General features: G+C 40.5%; 19 protein-coding genes and 1 pseudogene. 10 read left to right on the forward strand and 10 right to left on the reverse strand.

Features of this window, described 5'->3' with window-relative positions:
• Positions 1 to 14: 14 nt before the first annotated feature.
• Both MST17_RS06695 and dnaX read left to right on the forward strand, forming a co-directional pair.
• Positions 15 to 746 carry a hypothetical protein gene (locus MST17_RS06695; RefSeq protein ID WP_180010374.1) on the forward strand — a complete coding sequence of 244 codons (732 nt, stop codon included), beginning with the start codon at positions 15 to 17 and terminating at the stop codon, positions 744 to 746.
• A gap of 60 nt (positions 747 to 806) precedes the next feature.
• Positions 807 to 3026 carry a DNA polymerase III subunit gamma/tau gene (gene dnaX / locus MST17_RS06700; RefSeq protein WP_180026429.1) on the forward strand — a complete coding sequence of 740 codons (2220 nt, stop codon included), beginning with the start codon at positions 807 to 809 and terminating at the stop codon, positions 3024 to 3026.
• A gap of 21 nt (positions 3027 to 3047) precedes the next feature.
• On the opposite strand, the gene MST17_RS06705 is transcribed toward dnaX, so the two are convergent.
• Both MST17_RS06705 and MST17_RS06710 read right to left on the reverse strand, forming a co-directional pair.
• Positions 3048 to 3479 (reverse strand): thioesterase family protein, encoded by a 432-nt coding sequence (locus MST17_RS06705; RefSeq protein WP_180026428.1) that lies wholly within the window; start codon positions 3477 to 3479, stop codon positions 3048 to 3050.
• A gap of 36 nt (positions 3480 to 3515) precedes the next feature.
• Positions 3516 to 4676 carry an iron-containing alcohol dehydrogenase gene (locus MST17_RS06710; protein ID WP_180026427.1) on the reverse strand — a complete coding sequence of 387 codons (1161 nt, stop codon included), beginning with the start codon at positions 4674 to 4676 and terminating at the stop codon, positions 3516 to 3518.
• Between the two features lie 118 nt (positions 4677 to 4794).
• Between MST17_RS06710 and MST17_RS06715 the strand changes: the two genes are divergently transcribed.
• The 4 genes from MST17_RS06715 to MST17_RS06730 are packed head-to-tail and all read left to right on the forward strand — an operon-like array spanning position 4795 to position 8561.
• On the forward strand, positions 4795 to 5310 hold the full coding sequence (locus tag MST17_RS06715) for a low molecular weight protein-tyrosine-phosphatase (protein ID WP_111884272.1): 516 nt from the start codon (positions 4795 to 4797) through the stop codon (positions 5308 to 5310).
• A gap of 9 nt (positions 5311 to 5319) precedes the next feature.
• Positions 5320 to 6357, forward strand: coding sequence for a UDP-N-acetylmuramate dehydrogenase (gene murB / locus MST17_RS06720; RefSeq protein ID WP_180026426.1), 1038 nt, complete (start codon positions 5320 to 5322; stop codon positions 6355 to 6357).
• A 21-nt stretch (positions 6358 to 6378) separates the two neighbouring features.
• On the forward strand, positions 6379 to 7518 hold the full coding sequence (locus MST17_RS06725) for a YdcF family protein (RefSeq protein ID WP_180026425.1): 1140 nt from the start codon (positions 6379 to 6381) through the stop codon (positions 7516 to 7518).
• Complete coding sequence (locus MST17_RS06730) at positions 7518 to 8561, forward strand: alpha/beta hydrolase (protein WP_180026424.1); 1044 nt, start codon at positions 7518 to 7520, stop codon at positions 8559 to 8561. The genes MST17_RS06725 and MST17_RS06730 overlap by 1 nt, the downstream gene beginning before the upstream one ends.
• A gap of 450 nt (positions 8562 to 9011) precedes the next feature.
• On the opposite strand, the gene MST17_RS06735 is transcribed toward MST17_RS06730, so the two are convergent.
• Both MST17_RS06735 and MST17_RS06740 read right to left on the reverse strand, forming a co-directional pair.
• A complete protein-coding gene (locus MST17_RS06735) occupies positions 9012 to 10682 on the reverse strand; it encodes an FMN-binding glutamate synthase family protein (RefSeq protein WP_078188593.1) in 1671 nt (556 codons plus the stop codon).
• Positions 10683 to 11522: 840 nt separating this feature from the next.
• Positions 11523 to 12521, reverse strand: coding sequence for a YafY family protein (locus MST17_RS06740; RefSeq protein ID WP_180026423.1), 999 nt, complete (start codon positions 12519 to 12521; stop codon positions 11523 to 11525).
• A 374-nt stretch (positions 12522 to 12895) separates the two neighbouring features.
• Between MST17_RS06740 and MST17_RS06745 the strand changes: the two are divergent.
• From MST17_RS06745 to MST17_RS06760, 4 genes and pseudogenes are all read left to right on the forward strand, one after another.
• A pseudogene (locus MST17_RS06745) lies at positions 12896 to 14329 on the forward strand (circularly permuted type 2 ATP-grasp protein); the annotation flags it as partial.
• A 22-nt stretch (positions 14330 to 14351) separates the two neighbouring features.
• Positions 14352 to 14954 (forward strand): alpha-E domain-containing protein, encoded by a 603-nt coding sequence (locus tag MST17_RS06750; protein WP_168377743.1) that lies wholly within the window; start codon positions 14352 to 14354, stop codon positions 14952 to 14954.
• Positions 14951 to 15730 carry a transglutaminase family protein gene (locus MST17_RS06755; protein WP_168377742.1) on the forward strand — a complete coding sequence of 260 codons (780 nt, stop codon included), beginning with the start codon at positions 14951 to 14953 and terminating at the stop codon, positions 15728 to 15730. Before MST17_RS06750 ends, MST17_RS06755 begins: the two co-directional genes overlap by 4 nt.
• 17 nt (positions 15731 to 15747) lie before the next feature.
• Complete coding sequence (locus MST17_RS06760) at positions 15748 to 16482, forward strand: proteasome-type protease (RefSeq protein ID WP_180007906.1); 735 nt, start codon at positions 15748 to 15750, stop codon at positions 16480 to 16482.
• A 96-nt stretch (positions 16483 to 16578) separates the two neighbouring features.
• Here MST17_RS06760 and alr read toward each other — a convergent pair whose 3' ends face one another.
• The 6 genes from alr to MST17_RS06790 all read right to left on the reverse strand — a co-directional run bounded on the left by alr (position 16579) and on the right by MST17_RS06790 (position 21406).
• Complete coding sequence (gene alr / locus MST17_RS06765; protein ID WP_180007907.1) at positions 16579 to 17652, reverse strand: alanine racemase; 1074 nt, start codon at positions 17650 to 17652, stop codon at positions 16579 to 16581.
• A gap of 48 nt (positions 17653 to 17700) precedes the next feature.
• On the reverse strand, positions 17701 to 19140 hold the full coding sequence (gene dnaB / locus MST17_RS06770) for a replicative DNA helicase (RefSeq protein ID WP_078188586.1): 1440 nt from the start codon (positions 19138 to 19140) through the stop codon (positions 17701 to 17703).
• A gap of 237 nt (positions 19141 to 19377) precedes the next feature.
• Entirely contained in the window at positions 19378 to 19824 is a 447-nt protein-coding gene (gene rplI, locus MST17_RS06775) for a 50S ribosomal protein L9 (RefSeq protein WP_078188585.1), read from the reverse strand.
• A 9-nt stretch (positions 19825 to 19833) separates the two neighbouring features.
• Positions 19834 to 20061, reverse strand: a complete 228-nt coding sequence (rpsR, locus tag MST17_RS06780) for a 30S ribosomal protein S18 (RefSeq protein WP_004278792.1) — start codon at positions 20059 to 20061, stop codon at positions 19834 to 19836.
• A gap of 12 nt (positions 20062 to 20073) precedes the next feature.
• Positions 20074 to 20460 carry a 30S ribosomal protein S6 gene (gene rpsF / locus MST17_RS06785; protein WP_004696436.1) on the reverse strand — a complete coding sequence of 129 codons (387 nt, stop codon included), beginning with the start codon at positions 20458 to 20460 and terminating at the stop codon, positions 20074 to 20076.
• 157 nt (positions 20461 to 20617) lie between these two features.
• On the reverse strand, positions 20618 to 21406 hold the full coding sequence (locus MST17_RS06790) for a DUF3142 domain-containing protein (RefSeq protein WP_180026460.1): 789 nt from the start codon (positions 21404 to 21406) through the stop codon (positions 20618 to 20620).

The raw sequence follows: 21406 nt of genomic DNA on the forward strand, positions 1-21406 counted from the left end.
AATTTTTATAAATAATGATAAAAAAAGAATTATCAATTACGGAGTTATTTGGAATTTTATCCATAGCAGCCCTCACAATTTCTGTTATTTCGAATGCATTTTTCTATTACTCTTTAGATGCTATATGGATAATGTCTGTTTTATCTCCATCATTTTATATTTTTGAAATTATTAAGGTATTAGTCTTAAGTTGTTCAGTCATAGCCGTAGTTGGTGTTCTATTAGATTTCTATAAATTTTTATTTAAACAATATTGCAAAAGTAAGCCTAAAAAGAAAATTTTAGTTTCTAATCATATTACGGAAGCAGAGCTGAAAGAAAAAATCGAACAGTTTTTAAAAAAGCATAAGCTGCTACAAGCTATATTTGTCATTATTGTATGTGTTAGTGGGCTAATTACGCTCTATGTAAATAACTTTATTGGTCAAACTTCAATGCTATGGGGTGCTGTTCTAATTGGTATAACTCTCAATATTTTTACCGATGATGAAGTGCGCAGAGATAAACCACTTAAATTTTTGGTGTTAACCATTCTTGCCATATTTGCTACCTGTTTTTCTGCACAGTTAAAATTAAATGATATAAAGAAGTCGCCTGTAGCTACATTGAAAATCAAAGACGTAAATAAATGGTATGTTCTGGACAGTTTTCAAGGTAATGTAATCTTGTTTAATGATTCAGAAAATAAATCAAATATTAAAGTCGTTAAATTCGAAGATATTGATCGAATTAGTTCCACTGACTAAGAACTTCATTCACTCTTAGACAAAAAAACAGTATGCTTACACCTGTAAAAAGGAGCATACATGTATCAAGTACTTGCACGAAAATACCGTCCACGAAATTTCATTGAACTCGTGGGGCAAAACCATGTGTCACGCGCACTTACCAGTGCCTTAGAACGTGGTCGGTTACATCATGCGTATTTATTTACAGGTACTCGTGGCGTGGGTAAAACCACCATTGCCCGTATTTTGGCAAAATGTCTGAACTGTGAAACAGGTGTAACCTCAACGCCTTGTGAAGTCTGCCCAACGTGTAAAGCAGTAAATGAAGGCCGTTTTATTGATTTAATTGAAATCGATGCTGCATCACGGACCAAAGTTGAAGATACTCGAGAACTTCTCGACAACGTTCCTTATGCTCCAACCCAAGGTCGCTTCAAGGTTTATCTAATCGATGAAGTGCATATGCTCTCTACGCATTCATTTAATGCGTTATTAAAGACTCTAGAAGAACCGCCAGAGCATGTGAAGTTCTTATTTGCTACTACAGATCCTCAAAAATTACCGATTACTGTCATTTCACGTTGCTTGCAATTTACTTTGCGTCCTTTAGCCGTGGATGAAATCACCACACATCTGACTGATATTTTACAAAAAGAACAAATTCAAGCCGAGCAAGATGCGATTTGGCAAATTGCTGAATCGGCTCAAGGCTCTCTGCGTGATGCATTGTCACTGACTGACCAAGCCATTGCCTATGGTCAGGGTTCAATTCAGCACCAAGATGTTAAAGACATGTTGGGCCTAATTGACCGTACGATTATTTATGATTTGATTTTAGCCATTCATCAAAATCAGCGTGAACGCGTGAGTGCTTTACTCATGCAATTCCGTCAACAAGCACTGGATGTTTCACTGGTATTGGATCAGTTAATTTCGACTTTGCATGAACTGGCATTATTACAATACTTGCCAGACTTAGCGTTGAAATATAGCGCTGAGATCAATCAAAAAATTATGCAATTGTCGCAGTTAATTTCAGCTCAAGACTTGCAGTTGTATTATCAAGTCGCATGCAAAGGTCGGGCAGACTTGCAGTTGGCAGTGACGCAAGAGCAAGGTTTTGAGATGTGTGTGCTACGTCTATTAGCATTCCGTCCATTACAGCCAAACGAAATGTTGGTTTCTGCCGTACAGCAAGAATCAGCCGCACAGCCACAGCTTGCTCAAATTCAAGTCAATACAGTTCAGCCGACTCAAGCACAGTCTTTGCAGCAACCCAATACAGTTGTTGAGTCTGCTGCGCAGGTTGTCGCTGTTGAGCAGCCTGAAGCTGTACCCGCTGTAGACACATCGCCAGCTTTCGATGATTTTGATGATTCACATTATGATGACGATGATGGCTATGTTTCTGCACCTGCAGTCGATGAACCTTCATCTGATGATTTTTTAGATGATCCTGAAGAGGATGTGATTAGCCAAACTTCTACAGCATCTACAGCAAATGGCACTCTAGATACGCAAGAGGTTGCATCGGTTGAATCTGTAGCGACACAGCAAAATGACACGCTTGTTATGGATGCCGTGGCAGAAGATACATTATTTGATTTAGATCCGACGCCGAGCACTGAAACTGAAGAAGTTGATGTGAGCGCTATAAATTTTGAAGATATTGCACCTTTAGAATCAACAGCTTTAGAGCCAACAAGTACACAGCCTGAAACAGCTCAGCCACATTTGATCAATGCCATTGAACCACAACATGTGGTGAATGAATCAGTTTCGGGTGCTAAAGGCGACAATGGTTTTGATCTAGCATCACCACAAGTTACGCAAAGTTCCGTTTCTTCGGATGCTGTTCAAACGGGTTCATCTTCTACCTTGATGCCACAAGATATTTTGACTTTACAGCCTCAAACCCTTGAAGGTGAGTGGACGGTCGAAAAGTGGGAGTATTGGTTCCGAAATAGTCAACTTTCACCTGCGGTACAAGAGTTGGCGCAGCATGGCATTATGCGCGGTACGATTGACGGTGAATCGACTTTCCATATTCCAAAGCGATACGAAGCTTTAGTGACTCAATTACAGCATGTATTGGAACAAGCCATTCATGCGCAATGGTCAAAATGTCGTTTCCATATCAGCTTTGAAGATGTCGAAGAAACCACACCGTATGCTTTACAACATGTCCGCAAGAAAAAGGCCTTTGCACGTGCAAATGAGTTATTACATGCAGAGTCTGTTGTGAAAGATTTGCTCAAAAGCTTTGATGGTGAGTTGCAAAATATCCAGCTCAAATAAGTTTCAAGCTGGATATAAAAATTAAAGTAAAAACTGAGTTAAAGCATCTCGCATATCATCGGGTATCGAGGTGCTTTTTCGTGTTTGGCGGTCGACAAACACATGCACGAAATGTCCTTGGGCTGCGGCCTCATTTTGTCCTTGTTTAAAAATAGCCAAGTCATAGCGCAGTGAAGAATTACCAATTTTTTCAATCGCAACTCCAACTTCAATGATTTCAGGATAGGACAGTTCCTGTAAAAAGCTGCAGGCTGAATCGACCACTAAACCGATGATCGGGGTCTTTTGCAAATCAAAACCAGCATGTTGAATCAAGAGTGCATTTGCAGCGGTATCAAAATAGCTGTAATAGGTGACATTATTGACATGGCCATACATATCGTTGTCTGCCCAACGCGTTTGGATTGGAAATAAAAATCGATAGTTTTGGTGGCGTTTAGTTTCAGGTTTCATCGTTGGTATTTTCTTTATTTCAAAAATGAGTGAACTTTAGGCATAAATTGATTGGTAAATCTGGCGAGCGTCTTCAAACTGCAGTTTTCGCGGATTATTTTGTAATAGTCGCGTTTGTAATAACGCGTCTTCTGCTAAACGATCGAGCATATTTTCAGGCACATTCAGTTGGCTGAGTTTTAGCACCAAACCACTCTGATCTAAATGATTTTGCATATGATCAATAAATAAATCACATAAACCATCGGTACAGCCCGTACTGTATGGATCTAGCCAACTCATAAGTTCTGCATAATGCTGTTTGGCCTGAGGTGCATTAAACTTTAACACTTCAGCGAGAACCAGTGCATTGGTATGACCATGCGAGAGATGAAAGTGTCCACCGAGTGGATAGGCGAGTGCATGCACCGCTGCAACTGGTGCATTAGCAAAGGCCTGACCTGCAAGCATTGAACCGACTAGCATGTGCTGACGCGCTTCGAGGTTATGTCCATCTTGTAAAACCAGTGCTAAGTTTTTATTTAATAAACGCAAAGCTTGTTTGGCGAGCATATCCGCATACGGATTTTTTTTAATTTTTGACGTATAGGCTTCAATGGCATGCACCATGGCATCGATACCTGTCGCTGCGGTAATATGTGCGGGAAGATTTAATGTAAAGTTCGCATCGAGGATACAGACATCGGCATACAGTACAGGGGAGACGATACCTGTTTTGGTGGTTTCACCTGTAGTGACGATAGAGATTGGTGTGACTTCAGAGCCGGTCCCTGCCGTTGTCGGAATCAAAATGAGCGGTAAGCGTGGTCGTTTTGCATTAGCTACACCATATAAATCACTGATCTGCTGTGTTTGCTTAGGATGAGCCAAGATCGCAATAATTTTAGCTACATCCATTGAACTGCCACCGCCAAAACCAATAATCAAATCCACTTTTTCATTCTTGGCAAATTGAACTGCATCCAAAACTATATGTTCTGCAGGGTCAGCTTGAATACTGGAATAAATCACATAATCTTGATGGATACTTTCTAAAATATCCAAAATGGGTAAATGTAATTGTTGTTGCAACATACCGGGGTCGGTCACAAGCATAACACGCTTGGCTTGAAAGTCGCCTAGGACCTCTCTCAGTTGGGAAATAGAGCCTAAGCCTGAAATAATATTGCTGACGGTTTGAAACTGAAATTGACTCATTGGCTTATCCCTAATTTTTTATATCCAAATAAACATTATTCTTGAGTGTTGATATAGGATTCATCCTGTAAATAACTTAACATAAGACGCTTGAAATAAAAGTAGTCTTGAGGTTGTTATGTCATCCAGCACGCCATATAAGGTGTTGTGTGTTTGTTTAGGAAATATTTGCCGTTCACCTACGGCTGAAGTGGTTCTCAGACATTTTTGTGATGAAGCGCAACTCAATATTCACGTCGACTCTGCGGGTACGAGCAATTATCATCCGGGTAAAGCGCCTGATCTTCGTAGCCAACAGCATGCAAAATTACGAGGCTATAACTTATCTGCATTACGCGCACGTCAGTTAACGGTTCATGATTTTATTGAATTTGATTTGATTTTGGCCATGGACTACGAAAATTTAGACAATATTCAAAACCTCATGCAAAAGGCGCAGCAACAATTCGGTCAACTACGTGCCCAAGTGTCTTTGATGAGTCAACATGATCACCAATATCCGCAACAAGAAGTACCAGATCCGTACTATGGTGGTGATGCAGGGTTTGAACATGTATTAGATCAATGCGAATCTAGCAGTCAGGCTTGGGTCAATTATTTAAAAACTCAGTTACAAGCACAGCAAAAAAATTAAGGTTTAAGAATGCAAATTCAAACACAGGTTCAGCTTAAGCCATTTAATACATTAAGCCTCGATGCTGTTGCATCTCATTATGTACGTGTTCAATCTGTCGAAGATATCCAAGCAGCGCTCGACTTTGCCAAAGCTGAGCAATTAAATGTATTGGTGCTTTCAGGGGGCAGTAATATGCTGTTGCCTGAGCAAATACATGCTTTAGTGATGCACATGGATATTCAAGGTATTGAATATGTACAAGACGATGCCGCAACCCAAACTTTAAAAGTGGGTGCAGGGCAAGTGTGGCATGACTTTGTGCTATGGACGACGGCACACCAGTTTTATGGCTTACAAAATTTAGCATTGATACCTGGTTTAGTCGGTGCTTCACCTGTGCAAAATATTGGAGCTTATGGTGTTGAGGCGGGTGAATTTATTGAATCTGTGCAGGTCTATGACCGAGTAACAGAACAGCAAAGTAGTATTAGCGCTGCCGATTGTCATTTTTCATATCGCCATAGTATTTTTAAAGATGAGCCAGAGCGTTTTATTATTACGCATGTCACGTTTAAACTTTTAAAACATGCCGATTTAAAATTAAATTATGGTGATTTAAAGCAGGCGGTAGGCGAAGACTTAAGTGCAGAAAACCTACAACAACAAGTCATTCATATCCGTCAAACCAAACTGCCAGATCCCAAAGAATTTCCAAATGTCGGAAGTTTCTTTAAAAATCCCGTGATTAGCCAGCAAGTCTTTGACCAAATTGCGCTGCAATTTCCAAATTTACCCCATTACCCGCAGCCGAATAATGCGGTAAAACTGGCAGCGGGCTGGTTGATTGATCAAGCGGGTTGGAAAGGGAAATCTGTGGGTTCAGTGGGTATGTTCCATAAGCAAGCTTTGGTATTGGTCAATTACCAAGACGGCACGCTGCAAGATGTACGTACAACATACAAAGCTGTACAACATGATGTTTTTGAAAAATTTAATATTGAACTACATCCTGAGCCTGTATTATTTGATACAAATGGCTTGATTCGATCTCACGCAGATCAATAACAACACTTAGGTTTTAGATTTATGCATAAAACACATTGGATGGTTCGCTTAGTACAAATTGCCGCAGTGCTATTTGTACTTTTGGGCTGTCTAATGATTTTTATCTATACGCCGTTTTATTCTAAATTGATCGTTAAAAGTTTAAATTATTTCGTTCCTGTAGAAGTCAATCAGCTTGCAGCGCAAAGTCAAAAACTCGGTGCTTTGAGTGACGATGATAACTATGAGCCGGGTTCTGACTTATGGATCGCGCGCCAAGCGTATTTAAAACTCATGGAGCAAGCCATACAGTCTGATGAGCCTCAAGATTTAACCCTTATACAAGCACGTTATAAGGCGTTACAGCAGCTCATTGAAGGAGAACATGAAAAAGAAAAGAATGATAGTCAAAAGGACATGCCGAAAGTTCCTTTGCTGAATCCTTCTGCGTCCGAGGCGGCATCTTCTGAGGCATTGGCGGAAAATCCTGCTCAAAAAATGAAAGAGCTGCTTGAGCTCAATAGTGCGGAAAATAAAGGCCTGATGACTCAATATACTGAGTTCTTAAAAACCCATGAAATTGAGCAAGCTGCTTCAGAAGCAGAACCGATCGATGATGAAACGTATCTTGATCTTGCCAAAATGAAAGATAAAACCCTGAAGCAGCCAACGGCAGAGCCGTATGCGATCGTGGTGCTAGGTGGTGGTTTAACCTTAGATAAAAATGATAAAGATATCGTAGTGAATGACTACACACGACTTCGACTGGAAAAAACACTCGATGTTGAACGAGCCAATAAGTTACCGATTGTACTGAGTGGTGTGGAAGCACCGTATATGCAAGCTTGGTTGAAGCAATATGATGTCGATGCGAAATTGCTTGAAGACCGCAGTATGAATACTTGCGAAAATTCGCGTTTTAGTTCGTTGCTTTTACAGAAAAAAGGTGGGGCACCGACGGTTATTTTAATCACTGACCAATATCATATGCCTCGAACACGTCGTTTATTTGCATTAAATGGTATCGAAACCATTCCTGTTGTTGCACCTATGCCAACAACATTAACTACATGGCGACCAAGTGAAAAAAATTATGACCATAGTCGTCGTGCTAATTATGAATTATTAGCTACCTTACGTGACGTTTGGTTTGGCTCAAGTGACTGTCGGGAGGTCCCATAATGTCAGATATCCCATTTCTTAATCCTTCGATCCTTAAACAATTAGATCTTCCTGTTCCAAGTCGAGAATTAACCCCACAATTATTAGAACCGCTAAATTTAAATCGGCCGTTTGAGCCTAGTGTCGAAATACAATCTTATCGACGACTCTACGGCTTAGATGCCTTGAACTGCGAACATTGGCAAGGCTATGTGGAAATGCCTTTGTTCAAATTACATGTACAAGTATTTCAACCGAAACTGAAAACTGAAACGGATGTCATTAAAGGCACTGTATTTTTATTGCATGGTTATTTAGAGCATAGTGGAATATATCAGCCGATTATTCGTGAGCTCTTAGATCAAGGTTTTAGTGTTTTGACCTATGATTTACCGGGGCATGGTCTAAGTAATGGATCGCCAGCCAGTATTCAAAACTTTGATCATTACCAACAAGTTTTGGAAGCGGTATATCGTTATGTGAAACATGCAGCTCAATTACCGACACCGTGGTTAGGGATTGGGCAGAGTACGGGTGGGGCGATTTGGCTGCATCATCTGTTAGATTTTGCTGAACATCGCAAAAACCCTTATGTCGAACGAGTTTTATTATTATCTCCGCTGATTCGCCCTGCAAAAACGGCATGGTGGCATAACTCGGTTGGATTAGGCATTATTCGTCGTATTAAACGTGAAGTGCCACGTCATTTTAGACGGAATAATCATAACCCTGAGTTTTTGCGTTTTGTACGTTTAAAAGATCCTCTACAACCTCGAATGATGGGGATGGACTGGATTTTGGCCATGTCAAAATGGATGCAGGAAATGGAAGAGCGACCTGCATGTCGTATTCCAGTGTGGTTAGCTCAAGGCGCACAGGATCAGACGGTGGATTGGCGTTATAACATTGAGTTTATACGTCGTAAATTCCGTTTACAGACGCTTCTCATGCTTGAAGAAGGTTCACATCAGCTGATTAATGAACGTGCCGATATTCGTGCTGCATTAACAGGTTTGATCCCTGCATTCTTGCATGCTCAATCGAATAGTAAGTCTTATTACTAACTGATGTTACGCACTAACATCAGGAGCGTAATTTGATTCAAATAAAAGTACGATACGCGGGAAGGTCATCCGCAAGTATTTGAGACTGGACTACTCCTAATCAAAAATGTTTTTGCAATACTTTGAATAATTTGACGCTAGTGAACGAGTTTTGTTGGTGAGGTGCATTGCACCGCAAGATGGTTTCCTTGCGAAGCACGCTTCTCATTTTACCAAATGAGAAACAACGTTTCGTAAGAGTACCTCCAGCCGAAGGCTAATCCCGTTATTTAAGCCCTAGATGTAAGACTCCGTCGAATAGGCTTAAAAATTATTTTAAAAATGCGTAATTACTTTTACGCGCGTAACATCAGTTACTAATTGACGATTGAGCACAGCCTACCTTAATCGGTGTGATGGATCTAGACGAAAAAAAGAGGCGTAGTCGCCTCTTTTTTTATGGGGTAGGAATCAGAACTTTTCTAGATGTGCCATATTCCACATACGGAAATAGAAGTTTTCTTCATCTTTATTTTCACAGCTGAGTAACTCCCCATCTTTTAACCAAAAATGTAGCTGTGCATAGTTTTTAATTTCACGGTTGTTAATACGCTGTGCTAGATGGTGTGCACGGATATCCGACGGGTGTTGTAAACCCGCAGAGGCAATAAGTTCAGATAAACCATGCAAGGTATTTTTGTGGAAATTAAAAACACGCTCTGCTTTAGTTGGGACATGAATGGCTTTTTGACGGTCTTTGTCCTGCGTTGCAACGCCAACTGGACATTGGTTGGTATGACAGCTTTGAGCTTGAATACACCCGACTGCAAACATAAAGCCACGAGCTGAGTTGACCCAATCTGCGCCAATCGCCATGGTACTAGCAATATCAAAAGCACTAATAATTTTACCACTGGCACCGACTTTAATTTTTGAACGCAAGCCTGCACCAATCAGGGTGTTATTGACAAAGAGTAGGCCTTCACGCAGTGGTGTCCCCATATTATCAATCAGTTCTATAGGTGCAGCGCCAGTCCCACCTTCAGAACCATCCACCACGATAAAATCAGGTGTAATCCCCGTATGTAACATGGCTTTTACGATACTCATAAATTGCCACGGTTGCCCGATACACAGTTTAAAACCCACAGGTTTACCTTCGGAAAGCTCGCGCAATTGCTGAATAAATTGCATCATTTCTATAGGGGTGCTAAAGGCAGGATGGCTAGATGGCGAGATACAGTCATGTTCACGGCTGACACCACGGATTTGAGCAATCTCTTCGGAAATTTTGTCTTTAGGTAAAATGCCACCATGGCCTGGTTTTGCACCTTGAGATAATTTGATCTCAATCATTTTGACTTGAGGGTGCTTGGCTTGTTCAGCAAAACGTACAGGGTCGAATTGACCATCAATCGTACGGCAGCCAAAGTAACCACTACCGAGTTCCCAGACAATGTCGCCACCATTTTCCAAGTGATACGGACTAATACTGCCTTCACCGGTGTCATGGTAGAAATTGCCCATTTTTGCGCCTAAGTTTAAGGCACGAATGGCATTGGCACTTAAACTACCAAAGCTCATCGCAGAAATGTTTAATATCGATGCGCTATACGGTTGCTTGCATTGTTCATTGCCAATGTTAATACGGAATGTTTCAGGAATGGCAGGAATGCAAGGTGACAAGGAGTGATTAATAAAGCGGTAATCATTTTGGTAAACATCAACAATTGAACCAAATGGTTTATCTGCATTTTGGTTTTTTGCACGTTGATAGACCAAACTACGCTGCATACGAGAAAAGGGCAGAGCATCTTGATCAGATTCAATAAAATATTGGCGAATTTCAGGTCGAAATTCTTCAAATAGAAAACGAAAGTGCCCCATGATGGGGTAATTTTTTAAGATCGAATGTTTGTTTTGTATGACGTCATACAAACCCAATAAACTCAAAAGCCCAGTAATGACCCAGATACTATTCAATAAGGTTTGTGGAATGAAATATTGAATATAACGAGGGGAATAACCTAAATGAAAACTCGAAATGAGTAGGAAGATAAAAATACAAGCAAACCAAATGGAATGCCGAGAAAAAAAAGTATTTAGTAGCTTGTGGCGAATAGTTTGCGCTGGACTGGCCATATTTTGAAAAATCTTATTCAGCTCATTTGCTCATAATTTGCCGAGTTTATGCACAATGCTCAAGCTTTAATTTGTTGATTCAGTGTAGCATTTATAAAAAACAGCACTGAAGTTGGATGAATTTTTCATTTAAAGCCAAATGAGATAAGAAAAGCAGGAATGTTCTTTAAGAAAATTTGTGAAAAGTAGCGCGGTTCTTGTTATTTCACAGTGCACAAAATGGAGGTTAAAGTGATTTTACTTTCTAAACACGAGGTGCTGAATATGACTATGAAATCTATTCGTTATAATAATGCCGACCTAGCCTGCCTATGTCAGTAATTGATTATAGCCATGAGAAATTAGCGCTACGGCATAAGGTATTCAGCAGGTACTTATGCTGTAGTTCCTTTGACCTAAACGACTAAAATTACAAAAATATTCTAAGAAATTATCCAGTCCCAGCGTTGGGACTTTTTTATGTGTTGATATTTTAAGGGAAAATCTAAGCATAAATAATGTACTAGATATTCATTATGCGTTAGAAGTTGTCACCTCAAATAAAAGAATGATACGCGGTAAGGTCATCCGCAAGTGTTTGAGACAGGACTACATTTATTTAAAAATGTTTTTGCGATACTTTGAATAAGTAGACGTTAGTGAACGAGTTTTGCGGATGACAATGGTTTTGGGTACTTTTGCCGAAACAAAAGTACCTCCAGCCGAAGGCTAATTCCTTTATTTAAACCCTAGATGTAAGACTCCGTCGAATAGACTTAAAAATCATTTTTAAAATGCGAAATTACTTTTATGTGCGTAACATTAGTTAGTATTTAAGGTAGCAGAAAACCTTAGATCGGTTTAATCATTGCGTTGTTGTACAACTATAGCGACTTCTTCAGGTTCAATTTTCTGAATCTTTTTACCAAAACTACGCAGCCACCATGTTAATTGAGAGGTAAAAGGTACTGTTGCACTAACTTCAACCGAGCCATCTTCGGTTTTTTGAATCACTTGATCTTTACTTAGCTGACTTTCTTCAAAATAAACAGCCTCTGCTTCAGACATGGTTAATTTGAGCTGAATCATTTCTGTAGGTTTATTAAAGTCTACACGGAAGCCAAGCGCTCCAGAGTCAATATAGGCATCAATATCAAAATCGACAGGGTGTAATGCACGTGAATTTAAGACCGTAGCTGATTTAAATCGATGTAAAGCAAAGGTTTGGATGTCTGTTTTGTCATGACGTGTGCACACCAAATAAATAATTGCACCTTTTTGGACCAAAGCGAGTGGATTTAAAATATAGGTCTTTTCTTCGCTTTGTTGTCCACGACCTTGATAAAGACATTCGAGTTGTTTGTCTTGTAGTAAGCCTTCATAAATTGATTGCTGTGCAGCTTTTTCAACCACAGGGGGAATCAATGGCTGAGTTGCTGGCACGATTCGCACGCGGTTAATCCACTGACGGACATTATTTTGCGTCGACAGGCTCCGACGTGCGAGGTCAAACCAAGGATTCATTTCTTCAATTAAGCTCGGCGGAAGCAAATGTTTTAGGTGTTCCTCAACCATCATAAAGGTGACCGCCTGCGAGCTGGTCATATGTGGCAAGCTTTGAATCGGTGCATCAGAACGCCAACGCCAGCCTTGCGGCGTTGTTTTACTGCTCTCAATTGGGAAACGTAGAGAAATTTGGTTTAAGTCACGCTGAATGGTGCGTAGGCTGATATCAATGCCTTCACGGTTCAGTATTTCTTGTAATTCACGCGTACCCATCCACTTACCTGTGGACAGTCGTGAAAGAATTTGCCACTGACGATAGAGGCTGTTCGACGTTTCTTTTTCTTGTGAAGACATAATCTAGTGCTTGAACTTGGACTTAAATGAATAAAATGATGCTGTGGGACACAATAAGAAATCTTCCTGCGTTAAGCAAGTCTTCATCTGAAAAAACTAAGATGATTTTAATAACGCAATTTGACACAACTTGAGCAGTTACATGCTGTACCACTTTGCAAAAATGATGCATAAATAATCAAAGAGAAGCAGCATATGTATTGATGGCATATATATTGCTTTATCTAGTTCATAAAACATGAGAAAAACATGGAGTTGCTATGCTGAAAGAAAATCGTAATACAACTTCAAATGGAATTGAGGGTTATGAGGCAAAGTTGGTCAATACTTCTGTCTCTACATTAAAAAATTTACCTCTTGCTCGAGGACATGCGCTGTTTAATCAATTTAATTCGAATTTTTTTAATGAAATGCGCGACAGTAAAACGGTAGCTAAAGAATCATGCCAACGGATAGAGCAGTGGTTATCACAGCATACACTTGATGAATTAAAACAACTAAATCAGGTGGCAAAACAACATTTTATCTATGAGGGTATTACCTTTACAGTGTATGGCGAAGATGAGGGCATTGAACGCACTATTCCTTATGATCTTATTCCTCGTGTGATTGCACGAAAGGAATGGAATAATTTATCACTGGGCTGTGCACAGCGCGTGAAAGCTCTCAATCTGTTTTTACATGATGTCTACCATCAACAAGATATTTTAAAAGCAGGAATTATTCCTGAACTGCAAGTCTTAACGCATGAAGCCTATTTGCCACAAATGTATATGCATGGGCTAAAAGGTAAAATTTATAGCCAAATCAGTGGCATTGATATCATACGTGATCAATCAGGCGAATTTTACGTCCTTGAGGATAATCTTAGAACACCGTCGGGTGTGTCATATATGCTAGAAAGCCGTAAGATCAGTCAAAAACTGATGCCTGAACTTTGCCAGCAAAGCAACATTATGGGGATTGAGCAGTATCCGCAGCTTTTACGTGAAATTCTTGCAGAAAATGCCTACGTCGATAACCCGTTTATCGTGGTTTTAACCCCAGGGCGTTTTAACAGTGCGTATTATGAACATGCCTTTTTGGCAAGGGAGATGGATGTACCCTTAGTGACATCGCGTGACCTTTATGTAGAAAACGATAAGGTTTATGTGAAAACCATCAAAGGTCGACAACAGGTTGATGTAATTTATCGTCGTGTGGATGATGCTTTCCTCGATCCATTATGTTTCAAACCTGACAGTACTTTGGGTGTAGCAGGGCTCATGTCAGCGTATATGCAACATAATGTGATCATTGCAAATGCACCGGGAACAGGCGTAGCAGATGATAAATCGATTTATCCATATGTGGATAAAATGATTCATTTCTATTTAGGCGAACAAGCGATCCTGAAAAATGTGCCGACCTATCAATGTCGTGAGCAGAACGAATTGGATTATGTGCTCTCGAATATCGAAAAATTGGTGGTCAAAGAAGCGCAGGGTTCAGGTGGTTACGGCATGCTGATCGGTCCACAAGCTTCTTTACAAGAATTAAATAGCTTTAAAGATAAAGTGGCCGCAGCACCACATTTATATATTGCACAGCCGACTTTAAATTTATCTGTCAGCCCAACCCTAAGTGAGGCGGGTGTTTCGGAACGCCATATCGATTTACGCCCATTTGTACTGAGTTCACCATATCGAACTGAAATTGTACCGGGTGGCTTAACTCGTGTCGCGATGCAAGCAGGTTCATTGGTAGTGAATTCTTCTCAAGGCGGCGGCATTAAAGATACGTGGGTAGTAGACGATTTACGCTCATAGCACTCCAGTGAAGGAGCAAAACATGATTTTATTAAACAGTAATGCAGAACATATTTTTTGGTTGGGGCGTTATTTAGCACGTACTCAATATTTATGCAGTATTTTCCCTTTTCAAGATGTTGATACGGCATTGAACTATGCACATGCTTTTTGTTTGCCAGCATTTGATGCCGACTCAATGAATGAGTTAGTTTTAAATGCGGAGCAGCCGGCGTCATTTTCCAGCCAATTTCAATATGCGCAAAGTAATATTCAGGACTTAAGGGGTGTACTTTCAGCAAAAAGTTATGCAGAACTCAGCCGTTTAATTCGTAATGCGAGTGATAACCCAGGTTATATCTGTGACGTGGTAACAGATTGCCAAGATGTTTTAGAGTCCGAATCTGAAGATGTATTTTTATTTTTTAGTTTAGGACAAGCCATAGAGCAGCTTGATCGCCAGTTACGCATGCAGCAGGACATTCAACACACCCTAGCGAAGATTGAACATATTGTCATGGCTTTGGTTCAGTTTGGATGGGAAAGCGTGCAAGAGGCATGGTTGGCACTTAAACAGCAGCCGAATAGCCAAAACTTCTACCATTTCAGTGATCATATCCAAAATATGTTTGAGGTGGCTGTATGAGGCTCATGATCAACCATCAGACCCATTATGTTTACACTGATGTGGTAAACAGAAGCATTCAATATATCAAAATGACCCCGTCCACCAATGCACACCAACAGGTGCAAAATTGGGATGTGAGTGTGCCGGGGCAGCGTGATATGCAATTGGATACTTTTGGTAATGTGTGGTTGACCACAACGCAGCGCGAACCTTATCTGCAAATGACCATTATGGCGCAGGGCATCGTAGAGATGAATTTGAGTTCAAATGATTCAAATGCGGATGATTTAAACCCGAAATTGTTTTTACAGCCAACGCCGAGTACGCAGTACGATATTCACATGAAAAGTTTTGCCGATTGCTATGTCCCTCGTATCAATCGTGCCAATCTGATTCGTTTGGCTGAAGCGATATTGGCGCATATTCCCTATGTATCGAATCAAACATCGGTACATACTTCAGCGATTGATGCTTTTCATCATAAGCAAGGGGTATGTCAGGATCATAGCCATGTCATGATCGCAATGTGTCGCTATTTGGGTATTCCTGCACGTTATATTTCTGGGTATTTATTTGTGCCGAATAGTAGCCACCTTGCCAGTCACGCTTGGGTAGAAGTCTATATCGAAAATAAATGGTATTGTTTTGATGTCAGTAATCAGCTATTTACACCACAATCACATATTTATGTTGCGATTGGGCGGGACTACTGGGATGTAGCTCCAGTTCGAGGCGTTCGTGATAAAGGTGGTATTGAGTCTATGAGCTCAATTGTACAAGTGCTGAGTTGTTAATCATTTGAGGGATAAAAATGACCTATTGTTGTGCATTACGGTTAAAAGATGGCATGGTATTTATCAGTGATACACGGACAAATGCAGGTGTTGACCATATTTCAGTTTTTCGTAAACTTTATACCTTTGGTATTGCGGGTGAGCGATTTATTACCATCCAAACCTCTGGGAATTTAGCTACTACACAAGCGGTCATCGGGCATTTACAAAATCAGCTAGAGGTCAAACAAGAGCCGAATTTATATAGTGTAAATACGATGTTCGAAGTGGCTGAATTGGTCGGGCATACCTTAAAAAAAGTCATCTCAGATGTCACATCAGATACTTTAGAACAAAGTAATTATTACTGTAGTTTATTGGTAGGCGGTCAAATTGGCAGTGCGGATATGCAGTTATATAACATCTATCCACAAGGCAACTTTATTTGTGCAACACCTGATACCCCATATTTTCAAATTGGCGAAAGCAAATATGGCAAGCCGATACTCGACCGAACTTTGCGTTACGATATGCCACTCGATGAAGCAATGCGTTGTAGCTTAATTTCTTTTGATTCAACGATACGCTCAAATGTATCTGTAGGTATGCCTTTAGATGCTTTGGTTTATAAAAAGGACAGTTTAGAAATACCAAATGGTAAGCGCATTTATGAAGAGGACCCATATTTCACCATGATCAGTAAAGGCTGGTCAGAAGCATTGCGTCAGGGTTTGATTGAATTGGCAAAACCAACAGCTGACTATTTTCAATAACCATTTGATCAACAAATCGATCAATTTAAAAAGTGAATAAAAAAAGCGAGATAAAAAAAAGCCCAGATTTGATCTGGGCTTTTTGATTTGGCGTAATTAAGCTAATTTACGTACAGGGCGCGCGCTCATACGGCATAATAATTCATAGCCAATGGTTCCGTTCGCTTCTGCAACGTCATCAACCAGACGATCTTTGCCCCAAAGCTCAACTTCAGTGCCTATCGGTGCATGCATACCGGTGATATCAATCGCAATCATATCCATGGCAACACGGCCAATCACACGCGTTTTCTGTCCATGGATGGATACATAGTTTTGTTTAGGGAAGGCACGTGGATAACCGTCACCATAACCAATCGACACAATCGCAAGATTCATTTCTTGTTCTGCAACGAAAGTCGATCCATAACCCACAGATTCACCAGCTTGAATGGTATTTAAAGCAATCACTTCAGCGGTAAAGGTCATCACCGGTTTAAGATCTAATGCTTCTACAGAACGGTCTGAGAAAGGTGTCGCGCCATATAGCATGATGCCTGGGCGAACAAAATCAAAATTCAGTTCTGGCCATTTGAAAATCGCAGCCGAGTTACAGCACGAACCCATGATTGGCGCACAAGCTTCTTTTACGTGTAAGAATTGTTCACGTTGTTGGTCATTTAAAGGATGATTTTCTGCGTCTGCATTGGCAAAGTGCATCGCCAGTACGCAAGTAAAACCTTCCGCCTTTAAAGCATTAATGACATCAATAATTTCAGGCACTTTAAAACCTAAACGGTTCATACCGCTGTTGAGTTTGACCCAAACTTTCAGACCTTGAGCGATATAGGCCTCTTTATGCGCACGTAACCAATCTAGTTGTTGCTGATGATGCACCACACATTCAATTTTTTTATCGATGATAATTTGCATTTCATCATCTGAGAAAATGCCTTCAATCAACGTAATGGGTTGTTCATAACCCAGTTCACGAATTTCTAAGGCTTCTTCTAGGCAGGCAACACCGAAGGCATCACTGTCTTTTAAGGCTGCTAAGCAGTCTTTAACTCCATGTCCATAAGCATTGGCTTTCACCATACTTACAATTTTAGCGGTTGGGGCAAGTTGTTTGACACGGTTTAAATTATATTGAAGTGCTTGTTGATCAATATAAACTGTAGCTTGGCGCACCCTAAATACTCCTACAGGGTCGATGAATTAATGGATGATAAAAAGTCTTTACTCTTCATCATCATACTGAGCATAAAACTCAGGGGAGAGGTTACTAAATTTGGTGTATTGACCTTCAAAGGCAAGACGCACAGTACCAATTGGACCGTTACGCTGTTTACCAATAATAATTTCTGCAGTACCCGCTTCTTTAGATTCTTTGTTATAAACCTCGTCGCGGTAAATAAACATGATCAAATCGGCATCCTGCTCGATTGCACCTGATTCACGTAAGTCGGACATCACTGGGCGTTTATTAGGACGGTTTTCCAGTGATCGGTTCAACTGTGACAGTGCAATTACTGGGCAGTGCATTTCTTTAGCCAGTGCTTTTAAGCTTCGGGAAATTTCTGAGATCTCGCCAACACGGTTATCGCCCATACCGGGTACTTTCATAAGCTGCAAGTAATCGACCATGATGCAGCCAAGTTTACCGCCGTGCATTTTGGCAATTCGGCGCGCGCGGGCACGTACTTCCGTTGGAGGTAGTGCAGACGAGTCATCGATATACAAATTCTTTTCTTGGAGATGCACAATGGTACTGGTTACTTTCGACCATTCATCTGCATCCATTTTACCTGCACGTAAATGCCCTTGGTGTACACGACCGAACGAGGATATCAAACGCATTGCAATCGAGTCCGCGGGCATCTCCATAGAGTAAACTAGAGCGGGCAGGTTGTTATTAAACAGCACACTTTCAACCAAGTTCATGGCAAAAGTAGTTTTACCCATCGATGGACGGGCCGCCACAATAATCAAATCGCCTGCTTGCATACCTGAGGTTTTATTATCAAGTTCTACAAATCCAGTGGTTAAACCCGTGATACTGCCTTCAGTTTGAGAAAGTTCATTCAACTTATCAAATACACTAGCAACGACAGAGTTAATGGCTTTAGGGCCTTGAGCTTTGGCGTTGTTGTTGTGTTGCTCGGCAATAGAGAAAATATTAGTTTCTGCTAGATCTAAAATTTCACTGACCGTACGACCTTTGGTGTCATAGGCATTTTGTAAAATCTCCGAGCTGACTTTAATCATGCTGCGTAAAGTTGAAAACTCTTTAATTTTTGCAGCATAAGTTTCAAGGTTATAGAAACTAGAAGGTGAATCTGACATCAGTTGCATCAGGTATTCTTCGCCACCAGCAGCATCGAGCAAGTTTTGTTTAATTAGCCAGTCATTGACTAAGACCGCATCATAAGGTGAGCTATCTTTTGATAGTTGATCGATTGCTCGGAAAATATATTTATGACGGGTCGCATAAAAATCAGCTTCAGTCAGTACATCACCCACTTGCTCAAATGATTCTGCAACGGTCATCAGTGCAGCAAGCACAGCTTGTTCAATCGCAAGGTTATGGGGTGGGGTACGAAACTCTTTCAACGAACTTTGTTCTGTGGTTTTTGCTGTTGGCGTAGAGTTTGGCTTGCTGGCATTCGCCTGTGACATAAAAATCCCTGATGCTGAAACCATTTAATGTGATGGAAATGGGTGCTAATTACAGTTTTTTCAACTCTTCATTAAACTGAAATGATAGGCGTTTTCTACAGAAATGCGAACAAGTATTTCCGATTAATTCGTCACACATTGAATTGAATGAAGAGTTGAAAATGTAAAAAAGTGGAGCACTATTTTTTACAGATAAAAAAAGAGCATGCGTAAGCATGCTCTTTTCTTTGCAAGAAATTACTCAGCTACGATAGTAACTAGAACTTCTGCAACAACATCATGATGCAATTGGATTGCGATGTTGAATTCACCAGTGTTGCGAAGCGCACCATTTGGTAAACGAACTTCTGCGCGGTCTACAACAAGACCAGCATTAGTTAACGCGTCAGCGATGTCACGAGTACCGATAGAACCGAATAGTTTACCTTCGTCACCAGCTTTAGCAGTGATTACGATGTTAACTTCGTTCAATTGGTCAGCACGTGCTTGAGCAGCAGCTAATACTTCAGCTTCTTGTTTCTCAAGTTCAGCACGACGAGCTTCAAATGCAGCAGTGTTAGCTTCAGTAGCAGCAACTGCTTTACCTTGAGGGATAAGGAAGTTACGGCCGTAACCAGCTTTAACTGAAACTTTATCGCCTAATTTACCAAGGTTTTTAATGCGTTGTAATAAGATAATATCCACAGCTCAACCTCACTTATGATTGTCAGTGTAAGGGATCAAAGACAAGTAGCGAGCTTGTTTGATAGCAAGCGCTAATTGACGTTGGTAACGAGCTTTAGTACCTGTAATACGGCTAGGAACAATCTTGCCGTTTTCAGTGATGTACTGTTTTAAAGTGTCGATATCTTTGTAGTCGATGTACGTAACGTTCTCAGCTGTAAAGCGGCAGAACTTGCGACGACGGTAAAAACGTGCCATGTTATGTTCTCCTTATGCTTCAGCAGAGTCTTGAGCTTGTTGTGCTTCTTCACGTTGAGCTTTACGCGCACGTTTTTCTTCAGCACTCTTAGCCAATAGTGACTCTTCAGTGATAGCGTTTTCACGACGGATGATAAGGCTACGAATGATTGCATCGTTGTAACGGAACAATTCTTCTAGCTCATCAAGAGTAGTTTGACCACACTCAACATTCATAAGAATGTAGTGAGCTTTGTGGATCTTGTTGATTGGGTAAGCCAATTGACGACGACCCCAGTCTTCAAGACGGTGGATTTGACCTTCAGCTTCTTTGATGTGAGTTAGGTAACGTTCTACCATACCCACAACTTGATCGCTTTGGTCTGGATGTACCAATAGTACGATTTCGTAGTGACGCATTGTCAGCTCCTTACGGTTTAGGCAGCCCCAATCATTAATTGATTGAAGCAAGGAGTCACAACCAAAGTTGTGTCGCAATAATTGCGAAGCGTGAATTTTAGAGCGTTTAGGTTTGAAATACAAGGCATGGATTTAAAATGCTTGAATTATTTATGGTTTAAGGCCGATTAGCGGTACGTAATAAAAACACCACATAACCTTTAAAATAAGGATCATTAATTAAATGTTGAGGTGCGTGCCAACGGCCATGTTGTACGAGGCCTATTTTATAGGGTAGTTTCAATTTTGAGACTTTATTCAGATAACTCGTGTAATTCTCGATCGTGGCACTACCACGATAAGTTTGAATGGCGATCTCATCAATATTGCGGCGCAATATACTGAGCGTTTGCTGATCTTGAACATTGGTCCAATCCATTAAACCAGTAATGCTTAAACGATATTTTTGAGGTAGTTGCTTTCGTATATTTTCAAGGAATAAGGCATATTGATGAATGTTTTTAGTTTTGGCGTCAAAATCGATTTGTAAGCCTTGGATCTGATTGCCGTTATTTTCCCAATGTTTAAGCCGCTGCAAAATTTGCTGAATATTGTTATTTGACCATTGTAAATGATGGCTACGGATTACAATCCAAATTTTCTGCTGTGGTTTATGGAGGACTTGAATGCCTTGAGGGATAAACTCGGATCGTTTTAAAGGTTTATTCCAATTCAATTCACCTTGTAAAATATAGAGCTCCGTGGCTTGCTGTAAGTAGGGGCTACTAGAAATATTGCCCCAAATCCAAAAACTTGAATAATGTGCTGCATCAACACGTTGCTGTAATTTGGTTTGAGCCTGTTGTGTTTTTCCAGATTGGGCAGGTGTGCAAGCAGAGCACAAACCTATACTCAAGATAAGCAAAAGTCGAAATGTTCTTGACCACTTGATCACCTGCAAAATCAT

The organism is Acinetobacter sp. YH16056_T (assembly GCF_024605895.1).
Taxonomy (GTDB): Bacteria; Pseudomonadota; Gammaproteobacteria; order Pseudomonadales; family Moraxellaceae; genus Acinetobacter; species Acinetobacter amyesii.

Excerpts from the sequence above, each read along its gene's own strand:
- MST17_RS06755 (WP_168377742.1), top strand. The coding sequence starts at position 14,951 with ATGAGGCTCATGATCAACCATCAGACCCATTATGTTTACACTGATGTG.
- MST17_RS06710 (WP_180026427.1), bottom strand. The coding sequence starts at position 4,676 with ATGAGTCAATTTCAGTTTCAAACCGTCAGCAATATTATTTCAGGCTTA.
- MST17_RS06760 (WP_180007906.1), top strand. The coding sequence starts at position 15,748 with ATGACCTATTGTTGTGCATTACGGTTAAAAGATGGCATGGTATTTATC.
- dnaX (WP_180026429.1), top strand. The coding sequence starts at position 807 with ATGTATCAAGTACTTGCACGAAAATACCGTCCACGAAATTTCATTGAA.
- rpsF (WP_004696436.1), bottom strand. The coding sequence starts at position 20,460 with ATGCGTCACTACGAAATCGTACTATTGGTACATCCAGACCAAAGCGAT.
- MST17_RS06695 (WP_180010374.1), top strand. The coding sequence starts at position 15 with ATGATAAAAAAAGAATTATCAATTACGGAGTTATTTGGAATTTTATCC.
- MST17_RS06790 (WP_180026460.1), bottom strand. The coding sequence starts at position 21,406 with ATGATTTTGCAGGTGATCAAGTGGTCAAGAACATTTCGACTTTTGCTT.
- murB (WP_180026426.1), top strand. The coding sequence starts at position 5,320 with ATGCAAATTCAAACACAGGTTCAGCTTAAGCCATTTAATACATTAAGC.
- MST17_RS06715 (WP_111884272.1), top strand. The coding sequence starts at position 4,795 with ATGTCATCCAGCACGCCATATAAGGTGTTGTGTGTTTGTTTAGGAAAT.
- MST17_RS06730 (WP_180026424.1), top strand. The coding sequence starts at position 7,518 with ATGTCAGATATCCCATTTCTTAATCCTTCGATCCTTAAACAATTAGAT.
- dnaB (WP_078188586.1), bottom strand. The coding sequence starts at position 19,140 with ATGTCACAGGCGAATGCCAGCAAGCCAAACTCTACGCCAACAGCAAAA.
- MST17_RS06725 (WP_180026425.1), top strand. The coding sequence starts at position 6,379 with ATGCATAAAACACATTGGATGGTTCGCTTAGTACAAATTGCCGCAGTG.
- MST17_RS06750 (WP_168377743.1), top strand. The coding sequence starts at position 14,352 with ATGATTTTATTAAACAGTAATGCAGAACATATTTTTTGGTTGGGGCGT.
- rpsR (WP_004278792.1), bottom strand. The coding sequence starts at position 20,061 with ATGGCACGTTTTTACCGTCGTCGCAAGTTCTGCCGCTTTACAGCTGAG.
- MST17_RS06735 (WP_078188593.1), bottom strand. The coding sequence starts at position 10,682 with ATGGCCAGTCCAGCGCAAACTATTCGCCACAAGCTACTAAATACTTTT.
- MST17_RS06740 (WP_180026423.1), bottom strand. The coding sequence starts at position 12,521 with ATGTCTTCACAAGAAAAAGAAACGTCGAACAGCCTCTATCGTCAGTGG.
- MST17_RS06705 (WP_180026428.1), bottom strand. The coding sequence starts at position 3,479 with ATGAAACCTGAAACTAAACGCCACCAAAACTATCGATTTTTATTTCCA.